Genomic DNA, 24,618 nt, shown 5'->3' with positions numbered 1-24,618 from the left:
CAATAGTAATGAAGTGATACGTATTATTAAGGAAAAGGTTGCACTTTTGCTTTGTTTAAAGTATTTATAATATAAATAGTATTTGAAATAATTTTGAAGCTATTCAATCAACATAACGACAAAATAACTACACACAATCAGGAGTTTTTAAAAAATGATAATTAACAATAAGTTATCGTTCAACAAGAAAACCGCACTCAGTTTAGCTATCGCTGGTGTACTGGCAAGCGGCCATGTTGCAGCTCAAGAGGCAGAGGGAGCTACAGCAGAAAAAGATATCGAAGTCATTGAAGTACGCGGCTTAATAAGTAGCCTTAAGCGTTCTTTTTCTGATAAGAAAGAAGCGCTCATCGTTTCTGATGGTATTTCGGCGGAAGATCTTGGTAAATTTCCTGATCAAAACGTAGCAGAGTCACTACAACGTATTACAGGTGTTGCTATTGACCGAAGCGGTGGTGAAGGTCAGCTTATATCTGTGCGTGGTTTTGGCCCTCAGTTTAACCTGGTTACTGTTAATGGCCGTCAAATGGCGTCGGAAAGAGCTGGCCGTGAGTTTAGCTTCGACACACTTGCTTCAGAGCTAATTTCAGGTGCAGATATCTACAAAACATCAAATGCTGCTAATCAAGAAGGTGGTATTGGTTCATACATTAATTTAAATACAGCTAAGCCTTTTGATTTGGACGGTTTCAAAGCTGTGGGTAATGTAAAAGCAACTTACGACAGCTTATCTGAAAGCACAACCCCTGCATTTTCAGGCCTCATAAGTGACACCTTTATGGAAGATAAATTAGGCGTACTAGCCTCTTTATCAGTACAAAAGCGTGATGCACAAATTAACCAAGCTGATACACGTGGCTTTTACCGTGTCGACCGTATCCAAACAAATGACTTTGATGCTGCTGCAGGTACAGGTAAAGAAGCATTTAATGTATGGGTACCACGTAATTTAGATTTAACATCAAACGTTGAAGACCGCACACGCACAAGTGGTACACTGGTATTTCAATACGCTGCTAGCGATGATCTAACTTTAACGTTTGACGGTATTTATTCAAAATTTGAAGTTGAGTCTCAAGTAAGTAACTATGCAAACTGGTTTACTCCAGGTAACTTCCGTGATTTTCAGGTAGATCCATCAACAGAAACAGTAACTTATTGGTCACACAATGCGTTTGACGATCCAAATGGTGGTGGTTCAGGTGCAACTGACTTTGTTCAACAAGGTTTAGACCGCAATGTTAAAATTCAATCTTTTGGCTTTAATGCTGATTGGAAATTAACAGATCAATTAAAAGTAGATATTGATATTTCTACTTCTAAAGCTGAAGATTTAAGTGGCGATCAAAGTCGTGTTTTCACCGTAATGGGTTACGCAAACGGTTATACATATGACTTCACTGGTGGTGGTGATTTACCGGGGTTATCTTCTGATGGAATTAACGGCCCATTCACTCAAGCAGACTCAAGTAAACTTCGTGCTCACTACGTAGAGCGTGGAGGTGATGAACGAACTGATGAAATCACAGAAATGCGTGCAGATTTCACCTATACACCAAATAGCGAAACGTTTACTCAGTTACGCTACGGTGTGTATACACAAGATAGAACAAAAGAAGCTAAAGTATTCCAATCGCCAAGCTTACCAAATTGTTTCTACTGTGGTTACGGTCTAGATGTTCCAGATGACTTAGCATATCTAGTTACACCAAATGGTTGGTTTAATGGTATTCCATCATCATTCTTTGGTTACAACGTAGATGATTACTTATCGTACCTAGAATCTGATGCCGCTATTTCTGGTCAGTCAGCCAACCGCGGTGATGATGCAGATGCAAATATTGCAGCGTTTGCAGCGTTAAATGGTTATACGCCGGTTGAGTTAGGTACAAGTTTTGAAATAGAAGAAGAAATATTTTCTGCTTATGCTGACTTTGTATTCCAAGGTGATTTAGGTGATATACCATGGACTGTAAATGTTGGTGTTCGCTACAGTGAAACTACAACTACAGCATCGGGTAACCAGGCTACATTAGTTGATATTGCTCAAAACCCACTAGACGGTACAATCCTTGACCAAGTTTATATTGAAGATGCAAACGGCCAACGAGCTTCTGTTCCAATTACGCTTAAAAACTCTTACACCAACTTACTTCCTAGCTTAAACGCTAAGTTTGAAGTTGAAGATGATATGTTGTTACGTTTTGCTTACTCAGAAACGATTACTCGTCCGACATTAGAAGCAATGCGTCCAGTTACAAATATAGGCACAACCCGTCCAGATATTTTACTGGCGAGCGGTGGTAACCCTAATTTGACTCCATTCCTATCAACAAACTGGGATATGTCATACGAGTGGTACTATGATGATGCAAGCGCCGTATCTTTTGGTATTTTCAGCAAAGATGTTGAAGGCTTTATCACAGTAACACCGGCTACAGAGTCTTTCTCTTTAGCAAGTGGAAGCTATGATTTTGAAGTAAGTCGTCCACGTAATGGTGCGACTGCACAAGTTGAAGGTCTAGAAATGGCCTGGACTCATACGTTTGAAAATGGTTTTGGTTTCCAAGCAAATGCAACTATTGTTAATAGTGATAGTGAAGATGGCTTTCAGTTAGAAGGATTAGGTGATTCACAAAACTTAATTGGTTTCTATGAAAAAGACGGTTTCCAAGCTCGTATTGCTTACAATAACCGTGAATCGTTTTTACAAACTCTTCGTAACGGTGATACTGGTGAGCCTGAGTACGTAGATACTTATGGACAGTGGGATATTAGCGCCAGTTATGACATAAACGACAACCTTACAGTTATTCTTGAAGGTATCAATATTACTGATGAGTACACGTCTAAACACGGTAGCTTAGCAAGTCACTTTACTGAACAAGTTCGTTCAGGTTCTCGCTATGCACTAGGTATTCGAGGCTCGTTCTAGTCAGGTTATGATGTAAGTTTAAAGGGGGGATTTACCCCCCTTTTTTCTTAAAGTTTAACATGCAATGAAAAGGTAAACGCTTTGTCTGGTGTTATTAATCGAATTATTGTCCTGGGTGGTGGTACAGCAGGGTGGATAACTGCAGGCATTCTTGCAAAGAAACACGCTAGCAATCTATCCAACCAAGGCATTAAAGTTACCCTAATTGAATCGCCTGAAATTTCAGTAGTTGGCGTTGGTGAGGGGACATGGCCAACGATGCGTAAAACATTATCGCAGTTGGGAATTTCAGAAACGCAATTTATGCGTGAATGCGGAGCTACTTTCAAACAAGCTAGTAAGTTTGTTAACTGGGTAAATGCAAAAGATGATGTCTATTATCACCCGTTTACAGAACCACAAGGGTTTAATAAAGTTGATCCAGCACCTTACTGGCAGTCTGTAGTTGAGCCTACTTGCTCGTTTTCTGAAGCCGTCAGCTTTCAGCAATATTTATGTGAACAGGGGTTAGCCCCGAAAACTATTGCGAATAAAGAGTACGAAGTGATAGCTAATTATGGCTACCATTTAGATGCGGCAAAGTTTATCGCTTTATTACGAAAGCACTGTATTAGTGAACTTGGTGTTGAGCACATTAGCGATACCGTTGATCGTATTGAGCAAGCTCCATGTGGTGATATCAGTTGTTTACAGACCAAAGAACATGGCGCACAACTAGCTGACTTATTTGTAGACTGCTCAGGTATGCGAAGTTTGTTGCTTGGTGAAACTCTAAAAGTTCCGTTTGTTCCATGCGATGATGTTTTTTTAGCTGATACGGCCATAGCCACTCAAGTTCCTTATATCAATGAAAATGACCCTATTGCTTGTCATACTATTTCAACAGCTCAAGAGGCGGGTTGGATATGGGATATTGGCTTACAAGAACGTCGTGGTGTTGGTTATGTGTATTCGAGTAAACATTGTTCAGAAGAACAAGCTCGCAAAACACTTGCGAATTACATTGGCTTGGAAGAGGTAAAAACAGCTAAAAAAATAAATTTCAAACCAGGGCATCGAAAAATTTTCTGGAAGAATAATTGTGTTGCTGTTGGCTTAGCTGCAGGTTTTTTAGAACCACTAGAGGCATCAGCGCTCATGCTTATTGAAGCGTCTGCAAATTATATCGCGGATCAATTGCCTCCAAATAAAGAATTGATGCCTATTACTGCAAAACGTTTTAATGCGATCATGTTGAAAAAGTGGCGCGGTGTAATTGATTTTCTTAAGTTGCATTATGCTTTGAGTGAGCGTACTGAACCGTTTTGGCTTGAGCATCGCGATACACAGAGTATTCCTAATTCTTTGCAAGAGTTATTGTCTATTTGGCGTTATAGCTCCCCAAGCGAGTATGACTTTACTGATAATGTAGAAGCATTTAGTGCTGCTAGCTATCAGTACATCTTATATGGTGTTGGGTTTAAGTCTGACTTTAGTCAAATGGAACATATTTATAATCAAGGTGAGTTAGCAAAAAAACAGCTACAGATGACAAAAATACGTATAGATCAGCTGAAATATAATTTGCCCACTCACAGAGATCTTATTAATAAAGTAAATTCATTGGGTTTTGCAAAACTGTAATTCCCTTTGATGAGAGATAAACATGTCTAACTATGTACTACTTGATCCTGCAAAACATCAGGATATAAAAATAAAACCACATAGCAATTTCGGCTTTTCAAAAAATCAGCACCACGCATCATTAGTTGTTCATGAGTTTGGCGCAGCTGCGAGTAGCTTTCCCGTTGTTTATATGAAAGAGCCTACTCAAGGGCAATTTCGCGCTGTCGGATTGCTTGGTTTAGTCGCTGGCCATAATGTGTTCTTCACAGAACAAGAGTGGCTAGCAGTTCATGTTCCTTCAGCGTTTTTAAGAGCCCCGTTTGAGTTAGGGCCAGATCCAGAAAAAGATAAAACACTCACTATTTACATAAATGAACAAAGCGACTATGTGAATAATTCACAGGGCGAAGCTTTATTTCAAAATGGCGAACCGAGCCAATTTTTGCATCAAGTTCAAGATAAAATGAGTGAGTATTATCAGCAGGAACAGGTTTCACATGAATTTACCCAAAAGTTACTCTCTTTGAGCTTACTTAAAGAAATAGAATTGGTTATTAATTTTAGTGATGGAAAGAAAACACGAGTAAAAGGCATCTACACAATCGACGAAGAAGCCCTAAGAAAACTGCCAGACACTGATATTGTTGAGCTTAATAAACAAAATTACTTATTACCTATCCATGCAATGTTATCGTCGCTAGTTCAAGTTAACCGCTTAATTAAACACCATAACCATTGCTCAGAAAATACGATATTAGGTGTGCAAATGCGCGCTAATGCAGGAGAGTAAAAATGTCTGATAGTATGATCCAAGTGTTAGTTTTTGCTATTGTAACGGGCCTAATTGGTTTATTTACATACTTAAAATGCCGCGATCAGGGGCGTAGTGAGCAAACTCAAAATAAAGAATATTTTTTAGCAGGAGGCGGTTTAACTTGGATATTTGTTGCAGGCTCAATCACGCTTACTAATTTAAGTACAGACCAGTTAGTTGGCATGAATGGGAACCAAATGGCTTTATTAGTTTGGTGGGAGCTTGCGGCGATTATAGGTCTAATATTATTGGCTAAAGTGTTTATTCCTGTTTATTACAAATATAACTGCACAACAACCACTGAGTTATTAGAAAAGCGCTACAACAATAAGCATATCCGTGCCGTTATTGGTAGTTTGTTTTTTACAGGAAATGCACTCATTTACATGCCTGCGGTTATTTACTCGGGTTCGCTATTTATGCAAACCATGTTTAAAGTTGATATACCATTAATGTACATAGCAACCGCTTTTGCTATTGTAGGTGCCATTTATGCCTTTTTTGGTGGGCTACGTGCAGTTGCGGTGTCAGATACATACAACGGGCTACTCGTGCTAGGTATGGCAATACTAGTCGTGTTCTTAGCGCTTAACGCAATTGATTACGACTTTAGCGGCATCCCACAAGAGCGCTTAACGTTAATTGGCGGGCCTGATTCGCCTATCCCTTGGCCAACGCTACTGACTGGTATGATATTCATTCAGATGTTTTACTGGGGAACTAATCAAACGATTACACAGCGCGCTATGGCAGCACCTAGTGTCAAAGAAGCGCAAAAAGGGATATTTGCGGCAGCAGGTATTCGCCTTTTGATTGTTCCGGCAATCGTGGTGCTACCTGGTATTATTTCTTACAAGTTGTATGGCGATATTGGTGATGCCGCATATGGACGAATTGTTGGCGATGTAATGCCTACATGGTTAACAGGTGTGTTTGCCGCAGCAATGGCTGCAGCAGTGCTTTCAACTTATAACAGTTTACTAAACTCATCTACGGCATTATATGTGTGTGATATTCACGAAGCATATTTTAATAAAGAACCAAGTGTTGTAAAGCTAAGTGGTTATGTCACATTATTATTAACTAGTTTGACGTTGGTGCTTGTACCTATTTACCAGCAAGCTGACAGCATTATTAACTTACTACAGCAGCTAAACGGCTTACTAAGTATGCCTATATTCTCAATTTTTGTGGTTGGCTTGTTGTTTAAAAATGTAGATGCACGAGCGGGTATTGCCGCTGTAATTTTAGGTGTTGTTATGTATGGCATGCTGACATTTGAAAGCTCACCGCTTCACACTACTATTCACTATATTCATTTAATGCCAGTGACGTTGTTTGTGTGTGTGGCATTTGCATTAACTGTGAATAAAGTCGTGTTTGGATTAAACGCGCAATGGGCGGGTAAATCTTCAGCAATTGACGACACAGTAAAACAATAAACGTTAACTAATCGACATTAATATAATCGGCCAAAGTATAGCTTTGGCCGATTTTTTATTTTAAAGAATGTGATTATCACTATAGTTAACCATCAAATGAAACCTAAGTAGTATATCCAGTGGTTTTATCTCAGTATTTGCGATAGAAAAACTATTAAAACTAAATTTATATGATATATACTATTATTAATGTTCGCCATCTATCAGATTGTGCCTGAACACTTTAGAGATCGCGTTAACGCCTATCGCTAACATCATCTCGGTATATTAATAACTCACACAATGAATAAGAGGATAGGAAAATCATGGCCAACACTAAATCATTTTATCGATTAGACAGTGTAAACAGCACCGTTATTTTCAACTGCCAAAGTAAAACACCTGCGTTACTGTATTTTGGTAAACGCCTATCAGAGCAAACAACTGAGTTGATGCTTGCTCAGCTTGCTACCCGTCAAGAGGTAAAATGTGCCTCAGTTGAAGAAGCGCCTATTTCTCTTTCTCCACTTTTAGGTGAGGGCTTTACTGGTGCACCTGGCCTTGAGCTTGTAAACGACTCTATTGCTTGGTCTGTAGGGCCAAAGTTAAAAGAGGTTAGTCAGCCATCATCATCAACGCTTGAGTTTGTAAGTGAAGATACATTACGTGGAATTGAAGTCGTTCATAGTATTACGCTTGATAACAATACCAATGTGTTAAGCGCGCATACGGTATTAACTAATTTAAGTGATTCTCCACTAAGCGTTAATTTTTGTGCAGCACCCACATTTCAGCTACCCGATAGCGTTAACAAAATTGTAAGTTTTGAAGGGCGTTGGTCAAACGAATTTCAACGTCAATCTGTCGATTTAGTGTTAGGCAGCTTTGTACGCGAAAATCGTAAAGGTAAAACATCGCACGACGTATTCCCTGGTTTATTAGTTCATAGCGAAGGCGCAGGCGAGCAACAAGGCGAGTGTTATGGCTTTCATTTAGGCTGGAGTGGTAACAACAAGCTACGCGCTGAACTACTACCAGAAGGGCGCCGTTATGTGCAAATGGGTGAGTTATTATTACCGGGCGAGCTAACCCTTGCTAAAGGCCAAACGTATCAGAGCCCACGTATTTATGGCTCGTTTTCAAGCGACGGCTTTAGCGCGCTTTCGCGTAATTTTCATCAGTTTGTTAAGGCTAATTTACTTAGCCAAGCACAGCGTGAAAAAACACGCCCGGTGCATTACAACACGTGGGAAGGTATTTATTTTGACCACGATGTAGATACGCTTAAGCAGTTAGCCGATAAAGTAGCACCATTAGGTATTGAGCGTTTTGTTCTAGACGATGGTTGGTTTAAAGGTCGCCGCGGTGATTTTGCAGGCTTAGGTGATTGGACAGTAGATTACGAAATTTACCCAGATGGTTTATCGCCAGTCATCGATCATGTAAATAGCTTAGGCATGGAATTTGGTATTTGGTTTGAACCAGAAATGGTTAACCCAGATAGCGACTTATACCGCGCTCACCCTGATTGGGTCTTAGGCTCAGAAAATAACGAGCAACTGAGCTTTAGAAACCAGCTTGTGCTTGATTTAACGCGCACTGAGGTGGTTGAATATTTATACAAAGCCATTGACGATATTTTGGTTGAGTACCCAAAAATTAAGTATATTAAATGGGATATGAACCGCGATATTAACCATGCGGGTAATTTTGATGGTAAGCCTGCGGTACATCAGCAAACACTGGCGCTGTATCGCTTAATCGATCGCATTAAAGCGGCGCATCCAGGCCTTGAAATAGAAAGCTGTTCGTCAGGTGGTGCACGTGTAGATTATGGTGTGCTTGCACACACAGACCGTGTATGGACGTCAGATTCTAACGATGCGCTTGACCGTCTTGAAATTCAACGTGGTTGTTCGTTCTTCTTCCCATCGTCGGTTATGGGTGCACACGTAGGCCCACGTGATTGTCATATTACAGGGCGTAATGTGAGCATTGAAATGCGTGCTGCGGTATCCATGTTTGGCCACATGGGAATTGAAATGGATCCACGTGAACTCACCGATCACGAATACAATGCGCTTAAAGCGGCTATTGCGCTGCATAAAGAGCACCGTGAATTTATTCATGCTGCCGATTTATACCGCCTCGATAGCGACGATTTATCTATTAACTTTGGTTTAATAGACGAGCATAAATCAAAAGCGTTATTTGCGTACAACAGTGTACGCGAAACACCGCGTACCGCGCCTAATAAGCTTCGTTTTGTTGGTTTAGATGCAGATACACAGTACACACTTAATTTAGTGTGGCCTATTAAATTTGAAGAATACCGCCCTTCGTCTATTGCCGCCGTCAACGGGCAAACATTTACCGGTGAAGCGTTAATGGAATTTGGCCTACAAATGCCAATTTCATTCCCGCAAACATCACTTATTTTTGAGCTTACTAAAGCTTAAAATATTAAGCAGTAAAAAGGGAGCTAAGTAGCTCCCTTTTTTAATGATATTTTTTAGTCATCAATCGAGTTTAGATTCGATGAGCTCTAGCGCTTCTTCTAAAATTGTTTCGACTGCTTTTTTAGCGCGCTCGGGATTCCCAGATTTAATTGTGTCTAAAATATCAGCGTGTTTAGTTACGTCAGCGCCTGGTACACCTTTAATATGGTTAGTGTAACGAATACTCACTCTGAGAGTAGTACTAATAAATTCAGTCAGCTGTACAAAAAATCGGTTGTTACTGGCTACTAAAATACTGGTATGGAAGGCGATGTCGGCTTCTAACGGATCGTCTAACCCTTCATCGGCATCAGCCATGCGCGCAAGTGCGTTATCAATTTCTGCAAGCTGCTCTGGCGTAGCGCTTATTGCGGCTAACGCGGCTGCTTGTGGTTCAAGTGCAACACGTACTTGGGTAAATTCTTTTAATAATGATAGTGACGGTTTGCTGCTTAAAATCCAACGAAGTACGTCGGTATCAAACATATTCCAACTACTTTCTGGTAATACACGAATACCTTGCTTTGGACGCGATGAAATAAGCCCTTTAGCAGAGAGCATTTTTACTGCCTCGCGCGTTGCACTGCGGCTTACATTGTACTTAATGCATAAATCAGCTTCCGATGGTAATCCTTCGCTTACAGGATACACGCCCCGCACTATTGCAAACCCTAAATCATGGGTTAGTTGGTGAGTTAAATTTTGGCGAGGTTGAGTTTTCATCGTGCGAATTTCCGAGTTCATTATTGCTTAATTATATATCATATATCATATTAATGTACGTAAGGATATGGTATAAACTTTTAAATCGCTAATTATTTTAACACAGCAATAACAACTTGGTTTGGCTCTTTTTCTTTAAGTAATCGTTTTTAAAGGGTTTAAGTTGAACTGAAAACATGCTGCAAGGAAATTTAATTTGAACACTCAAGCTCAATATCACAGTCTTTCAGGCAAGGTTATTTTTATCACTGGTGGTGCGTCAGGCATTGGCAGAGCCATGGTTGAGTCGTTTGTTAAACAGCAAGCCAAAGTAGCATTTATTGATATAGATGATGAAGCGGCGCAAGCACTCATTAGCGATTTACCCGATGCTAATTTATGGTACAGGCAAGTTGATGTCACTGATTCGAACGATTTGCAAAAGTCACTGGTCGATGCGTGTGCTGCCCTTGGTAGCGTAAATGTACTTGTAAATAATGTGGCAAACGACCGTCGTCAAGCCAGTGAAGACGTGACGGTTAAAGATTGGGACCAGTGTTTACAAATTAATTTAAATCCTGCTTTTTTTGCCTCTCAAGTGGCTATGTCGTTTATGCAGCAAGAAGGTGCTGGCAGTATTATTAATTTTAGCTCTATCAATGCCATTATGGGCCAACCGCAAATGGCAGGTTATGTAACCGCCAAAGCGGGTTTAATAGGTATGACCAAAGCACTCGCTCGTGACTATGGTGAGTTTGGTATTCGCGTTAATGCCATATTACCAGGCTGGGTTGCAACCGAGCGCCAATTAGCAAGCTGGTTCACCGAAGAAGAGCAAGTAAAATGGATGGAAGCTATGGCGCTTAAAAAATTAGTAACGCCAGACGACGTCGCTAATTTAGCGCTTTTTTTAGCCGCCGATGAAAGCAGTATGATCACCGGGCAAGGCATTAAAATTGACGGTGGGAGACTTTAAAGTTTGACTACTTCAACTTTGTTTATAGCCGTTGACTGGGGCACAAGTCATTTACGTGCTTACTTGTGTAAAGTAGGTGAGGGCAGTGAGTTAACGTTAATTGATCAATGTGACGGGCCTGGCGTTGTAAAAGTTAATCAACACTTTCAACAAACACTCATTCACGCAATTACACCTTGGACAGCGCAATATGGTGTACTACCTATTTATATTGCAGGCCAAATTACATCAACGATTGGTTGGCATGAAACCCCTTATCTAGAGTGCCCAATTAACCCTGAAGGCTTGCTTGATGCTGCTGTTAGCTTTGAATGTGAAGGGCACACCATTAATGCCTTACCAGGCACAAAATGCACGTTACAAAACACGCTAATTGATGTCATGCGAGGTGAAGAATTACAAATACTGGGTTTTTTAAAACAAAACGAGCAGTATCAAACGGGCAAAATTTTACTGTGTTTACCTGGTACGCATACCAAGTGGGTACTAATTAACAATGGTAAAATAATATGTTTTAAAACCGCTATGACCGGTGAGTTATACGACCTGTTATGTCATCAAAGCGTATTAATTCCTGATGATTGCGCTGAAGGTGAATTTGATTGGCAAGCGTTTGAGCAAGGCTGCGATTTAACATTGGGTAGTGATAGCGGAAATTTAGCCCATGGTATTTTTAGTGTGCGAACACGCCAACTGTCTAAAGAATTAACCCCTGTTCAAGCTAAAGCATACCTATCGGGTGTACTAATTGGCAGCGATGTACGCGCAGCACGTTATGCAAGTGAATGGCAACTACTTAGCAACACACAGGTTGTGGTTATTGGCACTAAGCAACTTAACACGTGTTTTACCAAGGCGCTTACAAAAATAGGGGTACAGTGTAGTGAGTTTGATATTAAATCGGCAACGCTTAGTGGGTTTAACTACCTATATCAGTCGGCTGAATAGTTAAGAATAAAAGCCCCTTTATAATTTGTTAGCCATAAAGGGGAAAACGGGGAATAGTGATAATGAAACGGCTTATTAATTGAGTGTTTCAATATAATTATTTAAAACTGTAATCTGCTCATCGCTAAAACGTAAACCCAGTTTACTGCGACGCCATAAAATGTTGTAAGCATTACCAGCCCACTCTTGTTTTAGTAAGTAATCAACTTCAGCAGCAAATAAGCCATGGCCAAAGTCATGTCCTAAATCACTGAGTTGTGTGGCATTACCTAAAATAATTTTTGTACGTGTGCCATACGTACGCACAAAACGCTTCAACGTCACTTCTGGTAGCCAGTTGTATAAAGATTTAAGCTCTTGAGTCAGTGCTTCAACATTATCAAAGTCGCCACCAGGTAATGCACTGTGTTTAGTCCATGCTTTACCCATTTGCGGATAAAAGTCTTCTAACTTATCAACAGCGGCTTCTGCCAGTTTACGGTAAGTGGTAATTTTTCCACCAAATACGCTTAATAATGGAGTGTGTTTACTCTCACTTGAAAGCTCTAGCTTGTAGTCACGTGTTACGGCTTGCGCATTAATAGATTCGTCATCTAGTAGCGGGCGTACACCTGAAAAAGTATGAACTATGTCTTCGCGTTTAATGTGGTTTTTAAAGTAGCTGTTAGTAATATCGATTAAGTAATCGATTTCTTCATCACTAATTTTAACATCTTGAGCTGCGCCGTTATGCTCTACATCGGTTGTGCCAACTAACGAATAGTCATCTTCAAATGGAATAACAAATACAATTCTTTGATCTTTATTTTGTAAAATATAGGCTTCTTTCTCGTCGTGAATGCGAGGCACTACAATGTGGCTGCCTTTTACAAGGCGAATATTTTGTGGTGATTTTTCAATTAGCGCTTCATCAAATAATTTTGCAACCCACGGACCTGCTGCATTAACAATGCCTTTAGCTGATACAGTGTATTTACTTTTAGTATTTTGTTGCTCAAGCGTTACCTGCCATTTATTTTGCTCACGTTTAGCTTTTACACACTTGGTTTGTGTAGCAATGGTAGCGCCTTTTTCTTGTGCAGAAAGGGCATTTAAAATAACTAAACGAGAGTCATCAACCCATCCATCTGAGTATTCAAAACCTTTTACAATAGATGGCTCTAGCACGCTATTTTCGCCAAATTTAATACCTCGAGAACCAGCCAGTGTTTCGCGCTTGGCTAGGTTGTCGTACATAAACAAGCCAATGCGGATCATCCATGCAGGGCGTAAATGCGACTGATGTGGTAATCTAAAAGTAAGTGGCCACATAATATGAGGGGCATTTTTAAGCAGCACTTCTCGTTCAGCTAAAGCTTCTTTTACTAATCTAAATTCATAATGCTCAAGGTAACGTAAACCACCGTGGATTAACTTAGAACTATTTGACGATGTCGCACAAGCAAGGTCCGATTGTTCACACAAAAGTACCTTTAAACCTCTGCCAGCTGCATCAGCTGCTATTCCTGTGCCGTTTACACCACCACCGACGACGAGTAGGTCGTATTCGTTATCTGCTAATTCCACTGTGAGCTAACCTTTTTATTTGTAATATAAATAAGATATATGTCATCATAAAGCGACCGTCAGTGTTTGACAATAGCTAACCGTGCTTTTTGATTTTAAATTTTTTAGCCTGATCTTTTTAAAATCAAACTGCGTAAAACGCGCCTTTAAATAGCGTTAGGCCTGCTTTAAAAGCCGCTAAATTTCATTAGCGGCTGCATACATTACTGTTGTTGGCAATCGTCGCTAGATAGCCGAACTTGCGCTACACAGTGCTGCCATTTTGCGTATAAATCATTACGTTCATCAGCACCCATTGTTGGCTCAAAACGACGGTCACAGGTCCACATTTTAGCGAGTTGCTCAGTTGACTCGTAAATACCTGCTTGCAAGCCGGCTAAATAAGCAACGCCTAACGAGGTGGTTTCGGTGACCGTTGGACGCTCTACGGTTGCACCTAAAATGTTAGATAAAAAGGTGAGTACCCAGTTATTTTTAACCATACCGCCATCTACACGTAGTACACTTGGGCGAAGTCCATCACGTTCCATTGCTTTTTGTAAATCTTTGGTTTGATAACCCACCGATTGCAAAGCTGCGGCAACAATAGTGCTAATACCAGAGTCGCGTGTTAAGCCTAAAATTGCACCACGTGCGTTAGGGTCCCAATAGGGTGCGCCTAAACCTGTAAACGAAGGCACTAAAAATACCCCATGATCAAGTGGTACATCTTTCACTAGTGATTCACTTTCGCCTGCATGACTCAACAGTTTTAAGCCTTCAACAATCCACTGCATAGTGGCTCCCGCCATAAAAATGCTGCCTTCAATGGCGTAAGTGGGTTTGCCATTTAATCTATAAGCAACCGTAGTCAGTAAGCGGTTCTCAGATGTAAGGGCTTTTTCGCCCGTATTCAGCATTAAAAAACAGCCCGTACCATAGGTGCTTTTAGCCATACCTTGTTCAAAGCAAGCATGACCAACAAGCGCAGCTTGCTGATCGCCTGCAATACCACATACGCGTATTGGCGCGCCAAAAATATCTTCGCTGGTTGAGCCAAACTCGTCTGCTGAATCCATTACTTGTGGAAGCATAGATTCAGGAATACCAAATAAGTCGAGTAACTCTTGATCCCATTGCTGTGTATGAATATTAAATAACATGGTGCGCGAGGCATTAGTGGCATCGGTGCGATGCTCTTGTCCACCTGTTAGGTGCCATAATAAATAAGTATCAACGGTACCAAAGGCCAGTTCGCCAGCATCGGCTTGTTCACGTGCGCCCTCTACGTTGTCTAAAATCCAGCGTACTTTAGTGGCAGAAAAATAAGGGTCGAGCAATAAGCCTGTTTTGTCGCTAATCGTTTGGCAAAGTTCGTCAGTGCTTAGGCTTTCGCAATAATCACTGGTACGGCGATCTTGCCAAACAATGGCGTTATACACTGGCTTACCGGTTTTTTTGTTCCATACCAAGGTTGTTTCGCGTTGGTTGGTGATACCAATAGCAATAATTTCATCAGGCTTCACGTCGTTTTTAGATAACACTTCACGGCTTGTGCTAAGCACGGTTTGCCAAATATCGTTTGGGTCATGTTCAACCCAACCGTTTTTTGGAAAATGCTGTGAAAATTCTTGTTGTGCTGACCCAAAAACGTCTGCATCTTTTGTAAACAAGATGGCCCGAGAGCTTGTGGTTCCTTGATCAATTGAGAGTATGTATTTTGACATGATATTTGTGTTATTTATCTTATCTTATATATGACTAGATTGCCTTTAACAAAGGTTAATGGCAATGGTTTTTTCTTAAAATAGCCGATTAAAAAACAAACATTTTTATATTGTGTGTTAACTCATTTATATAAAAGGTTTTTATTTCAGTCTGGTTTTAAGGCGAAGGCGGCTATCAAGTTTTATAGCCGCTTAAATTAAGTATTACTTACTACGAGGTTTACTTTGTTGCCAATCCATACCTGATGAGAAGCGGTTATCAAAGCCATACCATTGTGGTAGTGGCTTACCATCAACAATGGCTTGGTCGCCATTTTGAGGTAAATCTAAGTACTTACACTGGCTGCTTATGTCTTTTACATGGCAATCCATCATGGCAAGTACAAAGTGTTTATTTATTTCGTTAATGGTGCGCAATGACCACGATGGCTCGTAGTAATGACCTAAATCTAATTCACTACTGCTTTGGGCAATAGCAGGGGCTGGGTGCGGTGCAATATTATGGCGGGCATTTTTATAAGTAAGCATGTACTTGTCGGCACTGCCAGTTTGGTTGTAAAGATTTTTAATGCCTTCAAAACCAGAAATATCATCTAAGTCACCTGCAATATAAAGTGAAGGCACTTTAATGTTTTTCATTGCTTTAGCGTCAAATAAGTTATGTTGTCCACCCCAAGGTGCGATAGCCACCATTGTTTTTATACGAGGGTCTACTTGCGGGTTTTGATATTGCCCGCCTGCACAGCTATTAAGTAGTTGCTGTACTTGTTTAATTTGAGCAGGGTCAGTCATTCCCGTAAACATGGCTGTAGTTTGCTCGTTAAAGGCATAACAACCACCAATTGTATTAACCGCACCAAATCCACCCATAGAGTAGCCAATAACACCTGCGCTAGTTTGATCTACTTGCTCGCTTGCAAAGTTGCTTTGTTCGTTAAAATAATTAATCACAAATTGCTGATCGCGTGAGCGATTAATCAAGGTGCTAAAAAAGCCCGCAAAGGGCGCGTTTTTAAAATCTACATGGGCGTTTGTGGAGTCTGTGTGATCAAGTGCAACAACTATGTAGCCATGCGAGGCTAAGTGCTCGCCAAGGTAGTACATAATTGTGCGGTAGCCGGTATAACCGTGCGAAAGCACTACAACTGGGTAGTTATCGGCGTTACTTATATCAACATCACGCTGTGCATCGGCTTGTAAGGTAAATTGTTTGCCTGAGCGAGTTATGTCTGTGTAGCTAGTTAGTGGTTTGTTTGCTTTACTATCTGCTGGATACCACACTTCAACTTTTAAAGGGCGATCTTTTTGGCTTTGCGTTGTGGGATCAAACTGCGCTGGATTAACTAAGTCTAGGGTTTTTACACCTACTTTATAGGTGCCTTTAGCTGCTAATTCAGGGAGCACTTCGCTGGTTATTGGCGGATAAAGTTGCTCAGGCTTATTTGATTCGGCAAATACCGCACCGGTTGTTAAACTGGCCGTGGCTAATAACATTGCTTTTGAAAGCGTTTTTAAACGGTGTGTTGTTGTCATTGTGTATCCTTGTTGCGTGTATTTTTATTTATGTCATGAGATTCGACAGTCGCGCTATATTCAATCTGCCATTGGTCTCTTAGGCTATCCATCATCGTCATAACCCGTAAGCTTGTGCTCAGTGGTAATATAGAGCTTTGTATTTGTTTATTTAATATGCACTCAGTAACGTGATCAATTTCAAATTTAAAGTTTTCATCATCACTAAATGGATAGTCAAAATGTTGAATAGCTTGCCCATTAATATGAAGCTCAAGACCTTTTGCACCTACAAACCAAGGTATGCGTATAAAGCCATATTCACCGGTAATACATGCTTCGGTTGGACCGTTTTGCTCAAGTGCGCTGCTAAGTTGTGCGAACTGACCATTACCATAATCGAGCATGGTAATATTTCGCGCATCTACACCTGTATCTGCCTTATGCACAAATGAGCTGATTTTTTCAGGTGCTTTATTAAAAACCACATCAGCAATCGATAGCGGGTAAATCCCTAAATCAAGCAAAGCGCCACCGGCTGTATTTGGGTTCATTAAGCGGTGGGTGTTGGCAAAGGTGCCGGGTAAACTAAAGTTGGCCTGCACGGTATGTACTTTACCAATAGCTGCTTCGCTTAGTAGCTGCTCTAATTTTATAATGGCGGGTAAAAAGCGCATCCACACTCCTTCCATTAAAAAACAATTTTTTTGCTTGGCCAGTGCGGTTAAGTTTTTTAACTGCTGTGCATTAACGGTAATAGGTTTTTCACTTAGTACGTGCTTATTATGCATCAAGCATTGGGCGATGCTTTGAAAGTGTTGGTCGTGAGTGTTTGCAATGTAAATAGCATCAATGTTTGGGCATTGCATAAGGGCTTGGTAGCTCTCATAGCCTTTAATTGAATAATGTGTGGCAAACTCGTTTGCGCGCTGCTCACTAGTTGAGGCTGCGCCAATAAGCTGAGCATCAGCGCAATGCGCAATGCTTTTAGCAAAGGTGTGAGCAATATTGCCACACCCAATAATACCCCAGTTAACCTTTGCCATATTGATACCTACTTTTAAAAAGACGTTATTTGTAACCCTGAACCTGCTGAGCACACATAAATATCTGCGTATAAGTTAAAGCGTTCAAAGTAATGTTTTTCAACGGCGGCTTTAATTAGCGGTACTTCTGCATCGCGGCATAAACACACTATTGCTCCCCCAAAACCACCGCCGGTCATGCGCACTGCGCCGCGCTCACCCATGGCTTCTTTACATATTTCTACTAAGCCATCCGTTGCGGGTACCGTTACTTCAAAGTCGTGTTTAAGTGATTGGTGCGATGCAGCCATCAATTCACGAAGTTGCTCCATATCATTGGCTTGTAATGCTGTAGTTGCGGCGATAACACGGTCGTTTTCGCTAATTACATGGTGCGCACGTTTGTATTCGTTATTGCTAAGTTGTGCTTTAACAGCATCTAGCTTAGCCATCGTTGCTTGGCGAAGTGTTTTAACTCCCATTTTTTCAGCAGCTTGTTCGCAATCAATACGGCGTTGATTGTATTCGCTGTCTACTAATTTACGTGGGTAGTTAGAGTTTACAATAACAATGTTTAAGTCATCAGGCACTTTCACAGACTTAGTTGCCAAATTTTCGCAATCTATTAGTAATGCGTGGCCGTTTTCGCCTTTTGCCGAAATGAGCTGATCCATAATGCCACACTGGCAATGCATAAAGTCGTTTTCAGCTTCTTGCCCTAGTAGTGCAATTTTTTCTTCGCTTAAACCAAGCTGTGCAATATGGTTAAACATACCACCCACAGCCACTTCTAATGCTGCCGATGATGATAAACCACTACCTTGCGGTAAGTTACTATCAATAAGTAAATCAGCACCGCGTAAGGTGTGGCCTGCGCGTTTTAATACGAATGCAACGGCGCGAATATAATTTCCCCATTGCGATTGACCTTCGCTAATCGGTTCGTCAACGTTAAAGCTGTCTTGCTCGCCTGGGTAATTGAGTGACTGCACGGTAATTGTATTATCGTCGCGCTCTTTAAACATCACTTGGGTACGAAATTCTAATGAGCACGGAAATACAAAGCCGTCGTTGTAGTCAGTAAACTCACCGATTAGGTTTACACGTCCTGGTGCAGCTGCAATACCCTGAGCAGGGGCACCGTACAGTGATAAAAAGTGGTGTTGAAATTCATTAAGCTTCATCTGTGTGTCCTGCTGTATTTTTATAGTGTGTAGTGCTTGCTGCTTTTAAAATAGACGCGGCTGTTTCTGCGCTTAAATCGCGCTGACTTTCGCCTAACATTTCGTAGCCAACCATGTGTTTTTTAACGGTGGCAGAGCGAAGTAGTGGCGGGTAAAAGTGTGCATGTAAGCGCCAGTGTTGCTCATCAGAGCCACGATTTGCTGGAGCATTATGCCACCCCATAGAGTAAGGGAAGCTGCAGTTAAATACGTTGTCGTATTTAGTGGTTAATACTTTTAATGCCTGAGCGAGTGAATCGGTTTGTACATCACTAAGCTGACTAAAGTTTTGAATGTTGTCTTTAGTTACTAGTAAGGTTTCAAATGGCCATGCTGCCCAAAAAGGCACCACAACAAGCCAGTGTTCATTCTCAAATACGACACGGGTTTTATCGACTTGTTCTTTTTTTACATAGTCGGCAAGCATAGCAGTGCCGTGTTTATCAAAATAAGCACGCTGCTGAGTATCTTCGGCTTCTATTTCGGTAGATAGGTGCGAATGCGCCCATACTTGGCCATGCGGATGGGGCTGCGAGCACCCCATGATCTCGCCTTTATTTTCAAATACCTGAACACACTCGTATTGCTGTGCAAGCTCGGTATAGTTGTCTTTCCACGTTTTTACTACGGCATGCAGGGCATCGTGCTCAAGCTCTGGTAATGTTTTGTTATGTTCTGGCGAAAAACAAATTACGCGGCATTCGCCGCTTGCTTCATCAGCAATAAATAAATCGCTATCTGACTCTACGCTTTGTGATTGTTCGCTGGCATTGGGCGTTAGTGCGCCAAAGTCATTTTTAAAAACATGGGTGTATTTGTAGTCTGGGTTGCTGTCGCCATTTGCTCGTGTATTGCTTGGGCAAAGCGGGCAGCTTTCGTCATGCTTTGGCAATACTGTTTCGTTAACGGCTTCGGTTGCGCCTAACCATGGGCGGTTATTACGATGCGGTGAAACTAATACCCAGCGCCCCGTTAGCGGGTTTTTACGTCTGTGAGTACTTTCTAATAAAGCCATATCAACTCTCCAACCCACTTGGGTAATTAGTTTGCCAGCGCCATGTATCGTTGGTCATGTCGCTCAGTGTTAGTTCTGCGTGCCAGTTAAGGGTGTTTTGCGCTTTTGTGGCATCAGCGTAATTGCAGGCAATATCGCCTGCACGGCGCGGTGCACTTTTATACGGAATAGCTTTACCTGCTGATGCGCTAAATGCGTTGATCATATCAAGCACTGAATAACCTTGGCCTGTGCCTAAGTTGTATGCATGAAAGGCGGTATCTGATTTATGTTGCATAAATGCCGCTACATGGCCTTTAGCTAAATCTAAAACGTGAATGTAATCGCGCACGCCAGTACCATCTTCGGTATCGTAGTCGTCACCAAAAATATTAACTACCTCACGTTTACCTACCGCAGTTTGAGCAATAAATGGCATTAAATTATTTGGAATACCATTTGGGCTTTCGCCCAATAAACCACTTGGATGTGCGCCTACTGGGTTAAAGTAACGCAGTGCTATGCCCATAAAGTTGCTGTTGGCATTACATACATCTTGCATGGCTTGTTCTACCATGACTTTAGTCCAACCATAAGGATTGGTTGCGCGTATTGGGTGCTTTTCATCAATAGGCAGGTAGTCTGGCTCGCCATAAACAGTGGCCGATGAGCTGAAAATTATATGATTAACACCTTCATCTTGCATGTTTTGTAGCATGCTTAATGTGCCCGATACATTGTTTTGGTAGTAACGTAGTGGTTGCTCGGTCGATTCACCTACCGCTTTTAACGCTGCAAAATGAAATACAGCCTCAGCCTGAGTGTGCTTAAGCGCAAGTTTAAACTGCTGCTCGTTTTGAATATCGCCTAAAATAAATTCAAAACGTGTACCTGTAATTTTTTCGAGTTGATCAAGTACACGAGGGCTCGCATTAGATAAGTTATCGTAAATTACAGGTGTAATGCCTGCTTCATGTAATGCAATACATGTGTGGCTACCTATGTAACCCATGCCGCCAGTCACTAAAACTTTCATGTGTTTTCTCGAAAATATATTTATATGATAAATACTACTATTAAGGAAGTTTAAAAACAATAGTTATGAATTGTTCAAAATTCAAATAAATGATTAAAAAACATTCACTGCTATTGCCGTCACTTTATTAATACTTTCTATAAACTGATTCAACAACGGTCTAATTATCATTCAAAGATGGCAATGCTATTATTTCACAATCGTAATTCGTTAAATGTGTAAGCGCTGTATTACATAACATGGAGCTAGGTATGAACAAAAAAATTTTAATCACAGGTGCAACAGATGGCATTGGGTTTGAAACAGCTAAAATGCTGCTAGCGCAAGGTCATACCGTTCTTCTTCACGGGCGTAATGCGCAAAAGCTCAATAAAGTACACTCTTTACTCAATAACGATTATCCGCAAGCAAGCACACAAACTTACGTGGCCGATTTGAGTGAAATGGCGCAAGTGCGTAATCTGGCTAAACAAATAACAGCCGACCATAAACACTTAGATGTACTTATTAATAATGCAGGTGTGTTTAAGCTCGACAACCCTGAAACTGCAGATGGTCTTGATGCACGATTTGCAGTAAACACATTAGCGCCTTATTTATTAACAACTTTACTATTACCGCTTTTTGATACCCAAGGGCGAATTGTTAATGTGTCGTCAGCGGCGCAAGCAACAGTCAACTTAGATGCACTGATTGGGCAAAGCTTTTTGTCAGATAACGCAGCATACGCACAAAGCAAATTGGCAATTACAATGTGGTCGCGTCATATGGGTATAAAACTTAAGGGTAATGGTCCATTGGTGGTATCGGTTAACCCTAAGTCGCTACTAGGCAGCAAAATGGTTAAAGACGCATACGGCCTTAATGGCGGCGATTTAAAGTTAGGTGCCGATATATTTTGCCGCGCTGCACTAAGCGATGAGTTTAGTAATTCAACAGGGCTTTACTTTGATAATGACGCTGAGTGCTTTTCAGCCCCTCATGCAGATGCATTGAATGACGCTAAAAATCAACAGCTAATAGATGCACTCGATTTAAAGTTATTACAGCTAGCAATATAGCTAACGCAATTTGAGCGCTGGTTATAGAGTGTATTACCTAGTTATACACCGTATAAAGTTTTATTGAAGACAAACAAAGAGTTCACCACTTTAAAATGGCGAACTCTTTTTTGTTTTTGGAATTTTATATTTATTGTGCGCTTATTAAACGCTGATACAACCAATCTTTTAATTCAGAACGGTCGTGTTTTAGCTGGTGCATTTGCTCATCGCTAATAGGCGCACCGTCCAATTCTAATATTCTTATTTCTTTATCTAGTTTATTGTACTGCTCGGCTTTTTCTGCAAAGTCAGCATCACTTTTGTTCAACGTATTTATCGTGTTTATGTGCTCAGGAAAGTCGTTTGTTAATGAATGGTCTTCGCCTAACATAGTCGCTCCTTAGTAAAAAATAAGCTTATACAAAATAAGCTGTCACTTAATGAGCTTGGGTTTAAATAAGGGGAATTCAACCACTCGCATCAAAAATTTAATAGGGTAAGTAAGTGTTACGTCATGCTAAAGAGGGAATTACTATTTATCTAGTTGCAAATCACTGACACTCATAACAGCTTGGGTTAGAATGCAACACGCCTAAATACTCCCGATAACTATCTTTATTGAGTACTTAATTACATGCTTTTAATGATCGATAATTACGATTCGTTTACCTATAACTTAGTGCAGTACTTTCAGCGATTGGATCAAGACGTATTAGTAAAACGTAATGACGAGTTGAGCATTGCGCAAATTAAACAACTTAATCCGGAGCATATAGTTATCTCTCCGGGTCCTTGCTCACCGAATGAAGCTGGTATATCGTTAAGTGTAGTTGAACACCTAAAAGGCCAATTTCCTATATTAGGGATTTGCTTGGGACATCAAACGATTGCCCAAGCTTTAGGCGGGGATGTAGTGCGCGCTAAAAAAGTAATGCATGGTAAAACATCTCCCATAACGCACACCAATAAAGGTGTTTTTAAAGGATTAGCTAATCCTTTAACGGTTTGTCGTTACCACTCGCTGGTGGTTAAAGCGCAGTCGTTGCCCAACGAACTTGAAATAACAGCGTGGACACAAACACCGCAAGGTGAGTTTGACGAAATAATGGGCATGCAACACAAGGAGTTAGCAATTGAAGGGGTGCAGTTTCACCCGGAAGCTATTTTAACCGAGCAGGGATTAACGCTGCTTGATAACTTTTTAACTCGCTTCTAGTCTAATAACACTAAACGTATTCAATAATTACTAATTAACGAGCACTATGACTGAACTTGCACAACAACAGCGTACAGCAAAAATACTTGATCAACGGGGACACGATTTGCTGTTGGGTCATAGTTTTGCGCATCAGCAAATTGGGTTTATTCATACCTTAGATATTGATTACGGCGAGCCTATGAAGCAGCGTACCTTGTTGCAGGTTGAAGTGTCAGCGCAACAAAAGCGTAAGCAAACAAGTACCGCTCATCATAAGTATCGTGCACAAGCCAGCGAACAGCTTCATAAAGTAATTGAAACAGCTATATTTAAACAGCTCGAAGATATGGACGCAGTGATTCAAACCACAATAGGGATTGAAGACAGCGTTGCCACTATTTTAGATATATTAGCTGTAAAGTCGGCCTCAGTTGGCCGTTTAGAGCCGTTAGTAAACGATTTAAGCTGGCTAGGGCGCGAATTGGTCACGTTGGTTAACCTCCCGTATTACCGAAACCAGCGTAGTAAAAAAAATACCGCGGTAAAAGTAGACAGCCCCGCACTTGCTCTGCGTTACATAGGGCTTGATAACTTACAGTTAGTGATTCCCACATTTGCAGTTCGCCATTGGATGCCCCACAGTACCGAGCCTTTTTCGTTACTAAAACGTAGGCTCAGAGACAGCGCAATGGCCAACGCCATTGCCGCGCAAAAAATTGCAGAAATAAACGACGTAAACGAGATACACGCATTTACCTTGGGTATGTTATTAGATGTAGGGCGTATTACGTTAGTACGTTTGTACTTAAAAACCTTTGAGCAGGTTTGGCAACGAAAAGTACAAATAGCACGTCAAGAAAACCAAAAAGACCTTCACACAGCATTATTAGAGCTAAAGCCCGACCCTTTATTTTTAACTACACTGCTGTGCAATAAGTCAATTCAGGTCAGTGGGCGAGTCATCGACAAAATGGCCTTTAAATATTTGCCATTTAAAGGCGTGATGGAACAGCTACAAAATGGCGTAAATAAAGGCGATAGTGCCTTACCGTTAACGCAGGTCATGTTAAAAGCGCGGTGTTACTCCCAGTACTTAACTTTAAAAGAACACCAACTAATTGAGCCCGACGAAACGGCGGCGTGGTTTTCGTATTTTCAGTTCACTAAAACGGAACTAAAAACCCTTCAAACAAGCAATTTTACCAATCTTGCTATTCAAATTGACTAAAAAATTAAATTTTTTGTTAATTTTTTTACGACTATTCATTCATTCCCACTGATTCATCCGTAAAGTTATTTAGTGGTAAAAGCCTATGCAGGTCACTACTGATGCGGTTAGTTAATAAAAAATAAGTGTGTTTAGGTATGCAAATAGTTATTCACTATCTATGAAATAATATCTTAAGCCCTTTATTT

At 40.8% G+C, this 24,618-nt stretch carries 19 protein-coding genes; 10 read left to right on the top strand and 9 right to left on the bottom strand.

The annotated features are described in order from the left end of the window. Positions 1 to 154: 154 nt before the first annotated feature. From MTP24_RS14870 to MTP24_RS14850, 5 genes are all read left to right on the top strand, one after another. A complete protein-coding gene (locus MTP24_RS14870; RefSeq protein WP_010557670.1) occupies positions 155 to 2,935 on the top strand; it encodes a TonB-dependent receptor in 2,781 nt (926 codons plus the stop codon). An 81-nt stretch (positions 2,936 to 3,016) separates the two neighbouring features. Then, on the top strand, positions 3,017 to 4,558 hold the full coding sequence (locus tag MTP24_RS14865; RefSeq protein WP_058429997.1) for a tryptophan halogenase family protein: 1,542 nt from the start codon (positions 3,017 to 3,019) through the stop codon (positions 4,556 to 4,558). A gap of 22 nt (positions 4,559 to 4,580) precedes the next feature. Next, entirely contained in the window at positions 4,581 to 5,330 is a 750-nt protein-coding gene (locus tag MTP24_RS14860; RefSeq protein ID WP_010557672.1) for a SapC family protein, read from the top strand. A 2-nt stretch (positions 5,331 to 5,332) separates the two neighbouring features. Further along, a complete protein-coding gene (locus MTP24_RS14855; protein WP_243531940.1) occupies positions 5,333 to 6,796 on the top strand; it encodes an SLC5 family protein in 1,464 nt (487 codons plus the stop codon). Positions 6,797 to 7,101: 305 nt separating this feature from the next. Beyond that, the gene (locus MTP24_RS14850) at positions 7,102 to 9,234 is read left to right on the top strand and encodes an alpha-galactosidase (protein ID WP_243531938.1); all 2,133 of its coding nucleotides are present in this window, start codon (positions 7,102 to 7,104) and stop codon (positions 9,232 to 9,234) included. Positions 9,235 to 9,294: 60 nt separating this feature from the next. Here MTP24_RS14850 and MTP24_RS14845 read toward each other — a convergent pair whose 3' ends face one another. Further along, positions 9,295 to 9,996: a FadR/GntR family transcriptional regulator gene (locus MTP24_RS14845; RefSeq protein WP_243531935.1), complete on the bottom strand. Its 702-nt coding sequence runs from the start codon at positions 9,994 to 9,996 to the stop codon at positions 9,295 to 9,297. Positions 9,997 to 10,192: 196 nt separating this feature from the next. Between MTP24_RS14845 and MTP24_RS14840 the strand changes: the two genes are divergently transcribed. Further along, positions 10,193 to 10,951: an SDR family NAD(P)-dependent oxidoreductase gene (locus MTP24_RS14840; RefSeq protein ID WP_010557676.1), complete on the top strand. Its 759-nt coding sequence runs from the start codon at positions 10,193 to 10,195 to the stop codon at positions 10,949 to 10,951. Between the two features lie 3 nt (positions 10,952 to 10,954). Next, positions 10,955 to 11,899, top strand: a complete 945-nt coding sequence (locus MTP24_RS14835) for a 2-dehydro-3-deoxygalactonokinase (protein ID WP_010557677.1) — start codon at positions 10,955 to 10,957, stop codon at positions 11,897 to 11,899. 75 nt (positions 11,900 to 11,974) lie between these two features. Here MTP24_RS14835 and glpD read toward each other — a convergent pair whose 3' ends face one another. The 7 genes from glpD to galE form a co-directional block, all read right to left on the bottom strand. Then, positions 11,975 to 13,465 carry a glycerol-3-phosphate dehydrogenase gene (gene glpD, locus MTP24_RS14830; protein WP_010557678.1) on the bottom strand — a complete coding sequence of 497 codons (1,491 nt, stop codon included), beginning with the start codon at positions 13,463 to 13,465 and terminating at the stop codon, positions 11,975 to 11,977. A 203-nt stretch (positions 13,466 to 13,668) separates the two neighbouring features. Then, positions 13,669 to 15,171, bottom strand: a complete 1,503-nt coding sequence (gene glpK, locus MTP24_RS14825) for a glycerol kinase GlpK (protein ID WP_243531933.1) — start codon at positions 15,169 to 15,171, stop codon at positions 13,669 to 13,671. Positions 15,172 to 15,375: 204 nt separating this feature from the next. Then, entirely contained in the window at positions 15,376 to 16,704 is a 1,329-nt protein-coding gene (locus tag MTP24_RS14820; RefSeq protein ID WP_243531930.1) for a dienelactone hydrolase family protein, read from the bottom strand. After that, positions 16,701 to 17,729, bottom strand: a complete 1,029-nt coding sequence (locus MTP24_RS14815) for a Gfo/Idh/MocA family oxidoreductase (RefSeq protein WP_010557681.1) — start codon at positions 17,727 to 17,729, stop codon at positions 16,701 to 16,703. The genes MTP24_RS14820 and MTP24_RS14815 overlap by 4 nt, the downstream gene beginning before the upstream one ends. Before the next feature lie 14 nt (positions 17,730 to 17,743). Beyond that, entirely contained in the window at positions 17,744 to 18,892 is a 1,149-nt protein-coding gene (gene galK / locus MTP24_RS14810; protein WP_006791295.1) for a galactokinase, read from the bottom strand. Then, positions 18,882 to 19,946 (bottom strand): UDP-glucose--hexose-1-phosphate uridylyltransferase, encoded by a 1,065-nt coding sequence (locus tag MTP24_RS14805; protein ID WP_058430005.1) that lies wholly within the window; start codon positions 19,944 to 19,946, stop codon positions 18,882 to 18,884. The genes galK and MTP24_RS14805 overlap by 11 nt, the downstream gene beginning before the upstream one ends. A 1-nt stretch (position 19,947) precedes the next feature. Then, entirely contained in the window at positions 19,948 to 20,961 is a 1,014-nt protein-coding gene (gene galE, locus MTP24_RS14800) for a UDP-glucose 4-epimerase GalE (RefSeq protein ID WP_010557684.1), read from the bottom strand. Between the two features lie 251 nt (positions 20,962 to 21,212). On the opposite strand from galE, the gene MTP24_RS14795 reads away from it, so the two are divergent. After that, positions 21,213 to 22,022, top strand: a complete 810-nt coding sequence (locus MTP24_RS14795; RefSeq protein WP_203985344.1) for an SDR family NAD(P)-dependent oxidoreductase — start codon at positions 21,213 to 21,215, stop codon at positions 22,020 to 22,022. Positions 22,023 to 22,152: 130 nt separating this feature from the next. On the opposite strand, the gene MTP24_RS14790 is transcribed toward MTP24_RS14795, so the two are convergent. Further along, complete coding sequence (locus MTP24_RS14790; protein ID WP_006791291.1) at positions 22,153 to 22,395, bottom strand: YdcH family protein; 243 nt, start codon at positions 22,393 to 22,395, stop codon at positions 22,153 to 22,155. 243 nt (positions 22,396 to 22,638) lie between these two features. Between MTP24_RS14790 and MTP24_RS14785 the strand changes: the two genes are divergently transcribed. Continuing rightward, positions 22,639 to 23,220 carry an aminodeoxychorismate/anthranilate synthase component II gene (locus tag MTP24_RS14785; protein WP_010557686.1) on the top strand — a complete coding sequence of 194 codons (582 nt, stop codon included), beginning with the start codon at positions 22,639 to 22,641 and terminating at the stop codon, positions 23,218 to 23,220. A 46-nt stretch (positions 23,221 to 23,266) separates the two neighbouring features. Then, positions 23,267 to 24,430, top strand: a complete 1,164-nt coding sequence (locus MTP24_RS14780; protein WP_243531928.1) for an HDOD domain-containing protein — start codon at positions 23,267 to 23,269, stop codon at positions 24,428 to 24,430. The last annotated feature ends 188 nt before the right edge of the window (positions 24,431 to 24,618 follow it).

This window comes from Pseudoalteromonas sp. APM04, from assembly GCF_022809815.1.
GTDB lineage: Bacteria > Pseudomonadota > Gammaproteobacteria > Enterobacterales > Alteromonadaceae > Pseudoalteromonas > Pseudoalteromonas marina.
This window is presented reverse-complemented; position numbering and strand designations above follow the sequence as displayed.